Raw genomic sequence first — 4,585 nt, forward strand, 5'->3', positions numbered from 1 at the left:
CTCCTCGGCGACCCCGACGTGGAGCTCTCCTACGAGCTGCTCTCCCGCGAGACGGCTCGCGACGCGCTCGCGACCTACCGAATCGAGGAGCCGTTCGAGAACAGCGTCGCCGTCGACACCGTGAGCCTCGGCGCCGCCGTCTCGCTCCTCAACGACCTCGACTGGTACCTCGTCCGCTTCGTCGAGGAGGCGCTCGTGTTAGAGCCCTCCGTCGCGTCCGACGAGTGGCTCTCCCGCGACCTCGCCCGCGAGGTCCGCGACGGCGACGTGCTGCCCGAGGAGACCGACCAGCGACTGAAGGTGTTCGGTCTCGTCGACGGTCTCCCGGTCGAACCCCTCTACGTCCGGCGGCGACAGGGCGAGACGCCCGAGTACGACCTCCGCGATGTCGACGAGACGCTCGTCGTCCGCGTGAGCGAGTCAGAGTTCTCGGGGTAAGCTCCCGAGTCCGACGCCGTCACTCGTCCACTTCGGCGAGGATCCGCGTCCGGACCGGGCCCACGTCGACCGGCGCCCACGCCTCCACGTCGTAGGTCACGTCCGCGAGCGTTTCCAGTCGCTCGGCGTCCCCCTCGTCTATCGCCGTCACCGCCTCGCGGCGGAGCCGGTCGAGGACCGCGTCCGCGAGCGCCTCGCGGTCGACGCCCCGGTCGGGCACGTCGAGGATGTGCGGGAGGTCCTCGGCGCCCTCCGGGAGCGTCGGGAACGCGGCGGGACCGACCGCGAGCGCGGTCGATTCGGCGGTGTGGCCCGTCACGTCGTCCCCGGAGAGCGCCCCGTCCGGCGCCGGCACGAGCGCGTACTCGTCGACCGCGAGGTCGATCGCGGCGTCGATGGCGGCCTCGTCGGCCTCGGTCCGCTGTTTGAACGCCAGCTCTGAGAGCGCCCGCGAGAGCTCGGCGCGGGTGAGCCACTCGAACAGGTCGACGACGCCGGCGAGGTCGTCGCGCGCGGCCACGCTCGGCCCGCTCCCGTGCGCCATCGTCAGTCCTCTCCCGGCGCGGGCCCCGTCTGTCCGGCGTCGGTCGCGGGGCTGCCGCCGGCGCCGGTTCCGCCGTCCGTGCCCCCGCCCCGAGCCCCGTCGAGGTCGGCGGTCGCGGCCTCGAAGACCTCGTCGGGGTCGACGGGAGCGTTCCGCCAGGCCGGGAGTCGAGTGTCCGGCCCGGGCTCCCCCAGCGCCTCGGCGTACGTCGCCACCTGTGACCGCTCGTCGGCGGCGTCGTACGAGAGCCCGTTGAACGCCGCGTCGGTCGCGTACCCGTCGACCAGCGTCTCCGCGGCCTCGCGGTAGCGCTCGGCGAGGCCGTCGTAGTCGACGTCGACGCCGGCGTCTTCGACCGCGCGCAGGGTCGCCTCGCCGACCGCCCGGCTCATGTCCGCAAGGCCGGTCGGCCCCTCGACGGAGCGGTGGTCGTGCTCGTAGCTCCCCAGGTCGACCTGCGCGCTGTCGGCGAACCCGGCGCGGTCGAACGCCTCACCGAGCGTGCCGACCTCCAGCCCCCAGCCGCGCTGGACTCGGAGCTCGGAGACGAGCTCGCTCGTCGCCGCGAACTCGCCGGCGAGCGCGTAGCGGAACGCCGAGAGGTACGCCAGCACGTCCGGCTCCCGCCCCGGCGCGGCGTCGCCGAGCGCGCGGACGAGCGGCCGGAAGAACAGCCTGAACAGCCGCCCGTACAGCGAGCCGTCCTCGACGCGGGCGTAGTACCCCTTCGAGAACGCGTACCCTTCCCCGAGCGGGAACAGCAGCCGGTTCACGAACGCCGGCGAGTAGGTCTTCGTGTCGGCGTCGTGGACGACGACGAACTCCTCGTCGAGCGCGCGACCGAGGGCGAGCCACACGTCCCGACCCTTGCCGCGGTCGCCGTCGAGCCCGCGCGCTTCGAGCAGCGAGGCGAGCTCGGGGCCGTCGCACCACAGCGTCTCGACGTCGAGGTCGAACCCGTCGAGCCAGTCCGCGAACGGGCCGGCGCGGTCGGCCGACGCCCGGAGCGGAACGATCACGCGGGCGGGGTCGACCGTCTCCAGCGTCGAGAGCACGCGCTCGGCCGCGAGCGTCCCGTACTCGCGCTCGGTCATCGGCACGACGACCGCCGCGCGGTCCGTGGGGGCGTTGGGCCGGTGGTCGGTCAACGCGTGGAGGGTCGTCACGCGCTCCTGAACGTACTCCATTTACCGATCACACGGGAGCGACGACCAAAACAGGTGCGGTGCCCCAAGCCGGCGTCGGTCCCCGAGCGGGGGGTCGGCCGGGCCGCGGGGTCGGCGCTCGGGGCGTCGCCTCAGACCCTCCGCGTCGCGCCCGCCGCGCCCCCGGGAACGCGTCCGAGGCGGTACAGCACCGCGTACGCCGCGACGAGGAGCGCCAGCCCCCCGGCGAGCGAGAGGAAGACGGCGTCGTACGTCGCGCCCGCCTCGATCGCCTCGCCGACGGCCCAGGAGCCGGCCGCCTGCGTTGACATCATCCCGGCCGAGAACATCGCGTACGCCGACGCGCGGGACTCGTCCGGCAGCGACGCGAGCAGGTACGTGTCGCCAGCGGGGAACAGCATGTGGATGGCGAACCCCACGACGACGCTCGCGGCGATCACCGCCGCCAGCCCCTCGGCGACGACCACGAGGACGACCCCGCCGACGAACGCCGTGACGATGCCGAGCAGGTACGGGACGTGGGGAAGCCGGTCGGCGAGGTCGCCCGAGACGAGGAAGGCGGGCACGCCGGCGGCGAAGATCACCGTCAAGAGGTTCCGCGCGGTCGACCGCGTCAGGTCCTTGTCGATCATGTACAGCTCGTAGAAGTTGAACAGGCCCTGCCAGACGAAGCTCGTGAGGCCCATCAGCACGATGCCCGCGAGGATCAGCTTCCACTCGCCGCGGGCGGCCCCGAGGAAGTCGGTGTCGCTCGCGCCGGCGTCCGGGAGGTCAGTCCGCCGCGCGAGCGCGACGAACACGACCGTGCTGGCGGCCGCGGCGAGCGCGAGCGCGTAGAAGGCGTACCGCCAGTCGTACCACAGCGCGACGGTGACGGCGGGCGCGGCGATGACGGCGGCGAGCTGGCTAGCCATGCCGTGAACGCCCATCACGCGTCCGACGCGCTGCGGGAACAGCTCCGCGATGAACGGGTTCGCGGCGACGAAGTAGACGCCGGAGGCTAAGCCGATCGCGAAGGCGGCGACCATCAGCGCGAGCACGCTCGGCGCGAGGGCGACGCCGAGCGCCCCCGCGGTCAGCATCGCGCCGGAGACGAGGATGACGCGCCGCCGCGCGAAGCGCGTGAGCGCCCAGCCGGCCGGGATGCGCGGCGCGGCCGAGCCGAGCCACGCGAGCGTGACGATGAGCCCGGCGGTCCCCTCGCGGATCCCGAACGCGTCGATGAACTCTCCCACCAGAGGGGCGAACACGACGCGCGCGAAGTTGACGAGGAACACCAGCGCGCAAAGCGATCCGAACAGCCGGGTCCGTGACACGGCGGCGCTTCTCCGCGCCCGGACACAAGCGTTGCGGAAGCGCACGCACCCGGATCTCGGGAGCCGCTCGCGGGCTGCGGCCGCGTCCCTCCGCCGGGTGCCGATCTCGCTCGACGCGTCAGACCGATGTCGTACGGGGTTTTTATCCGCCCCGACGACGAACGGCGGAGTATGAAATCCACGCGCAAGGGACTCCGCGACGGCGACCTGATGAAGGACACCTACGAGCGGCTGAACTGTGCCGACTGCGAAAAGGTGTTGAAAAAGGAGAACGACCCTGACGAAGTGTTTTCCGTCCGCATCTGTCCGGAGTGCGGAAGCCGGTTCAAGGAGCTCCGCTGACCGTCGTCTCGCCCGTCGTCGCACCGCACCGGCCTCCGCGCCGCACCACTCCGCTCCGAATCGCTCTCCCCCGCACCGCACCGGCCTCCGCCGCGCTGCCGGACTTCGACTACCGCTCGCGCCTCTCCTCGCTGACCGTCGCCGTTCACGAATCGATCGCCGTCGCGACCGACTCCGCCACCGCCCCCGCCTCGTCCGCGACGATCTCGATCCACCGGTACTCGGCGTACGCCGTGGCGGCCGAGAGCGCGCTCCGCTCGTCGGCCGCGAGCGCGTCGTCCTGCTCCGCGAACAGCGGCAGGAACTGCGTCGCCAGCCACCGGGCCAGCGGGTTCTCGCTCTCCGCGAGCGCCGCGGCGGACTCGACCGCCGCGCCGCGCGCCGCGCCGATCGCCCCGGCGTCGTCCGGGAACATCGTGTCGCCCGCCTCGACGCGCGCGGCGACGGCGTCGACCGCTCGGAGCCGGGTCTGGACGAGCGCGGTCCGGGTCAGCCCGGTCGCCGGGTGGTCGGGCTCGTAGTCGCCGACCGCGACCGGGTCGAACCACAGCCCGTCGAAGCTCCGGTAGACCGCGCTCGACAGGAGGTCGGCGCTCGGCGCGTCCCGCGCGACGGCGCGCTCGTCGACGAAGGCCTCCGGGCCGGGGTTCTCCCTGAGGTCCTCGACCCCCTCGCCGTGGAGCTCGCGGAGCCGGTCGCCGACCGCGCTGCCGAGGCGGTCCATCTCGCGGCGGATCGGTTCGGCGACCGGCTTCGGGTCGGCGAGCGAGGCCGCGTAC

General features: G+C 73.2%; 5 protein-coding genes and 1 pseudogene. 2 read left to right on the forward strand and 4 right to left on the reverse strand.

Annotation, left to right across the window (positions count from 1 at the left end; all coding sequences use genetic code 11):
- On the forward strand, positions 1-438 hold a 438-nt coding region (locus B9G49_RS15655; protein WP_143414725.1), incomplete at its 5' end, for a DUF5804 family protein.
- 19 nt (positions 439-457) lie between these two features.
- Here B9G49_RS15655 and B9G49_RS15660 read toward each other — a convergent pair.
- From B9G49_RS15660 to B9G49_RS15670, 3 genes are all read right to left on the reverse strand, one after another.
- A complete protein-coding gene (locus B9G49_RS15660) occupies positions 458-982 on the reverse strand; it encodes a hypothetical protein (protein WP_049929401.1) in 525 nt (174 codons plus the stop codon).
- A 2-nt stretch (positions 983-984) separates the two neighbouring features.
- Complete coding sequence (locus B9G49_RS15665; protein ID WP_086216992.1) at positions 985-2,169, reverse strand: glycosyl transferase family 2; 1,185 nt, start codon at positions 2,167-2,169, stop codon at positions 985-987.
- Between the two features lie 110 nt (positions 2,170-2,279).
- On the reverse strand, positions 2,280-3,464 hold the full coding sequence (locus B9G49_RS15670) for an MFS transporter (protein WP_049929403.1): 1,185 nt from the start codon (positions 3,462-3,464) through the stop codon (positions 2,280-2,282).
- Positions 3,465-3,635: 171 nt separating this feature from the next.
- On the opposite strand from B9G49_RS15670, the gene B9G49_RS16875 reads away from it, so the two are divergent.
- A complete protein-coding gene (locus tag B9G49_RS16875; RefSeq protein WP_167373059.1) occupies positions 3,636-3,806 on the forward strand; it encodes an HVO_0758 family zinc finger protein in 171 nt (56 codons plus the stop codon).
- A gap of 145 nt (positions 3,807-3,951) precedes the next feature.
- Here B9G49_RS16875 and B9G49_RS15675 read toward each other — a convergent pair.
- A pseudogene (locus B9G49_RS15675) lies at positions 3,952-4,585 on the reverse strand (hypothetical protein); the annotation flags it as partial.

It is taken from the genome of Halorubrum sp. SD683 (assembly GCF_002135045.1).
GTDB classification, from domain to species: Archaea; Halobacteriota; Halobacteria; order Halobacteriales; family Haloferacaceae; genus Halorubrum; species Halorubrum ezzemoulense.

What these genes read in the sequence shown, in the direction of transcription:
- B9G49_RS15660 (WP_049929401.1), bottom strand. Translation starts at nt 982, where the DNA reads ATGGCGCACGGGAGCGGGCCGAGCGTGGCCGCGCGCGACGACCTCGCC.
- B9G49_RS15665 (WP_086216992.1), bottom strand. Translation starts at nt 2,169, where the DNA reads ATGGAGTACGTTCAGGAGCGCGTGACGACCCTCCACGCGTTGACCGAC.
- B9G49_RS16875 (WP_167373059.1), top strand. Translation starts at nt 3,636, where the DNA reads ATGAAATCCACGCGCAAGGGACTCCGCGACGGCGACCTGATGAAGGAC.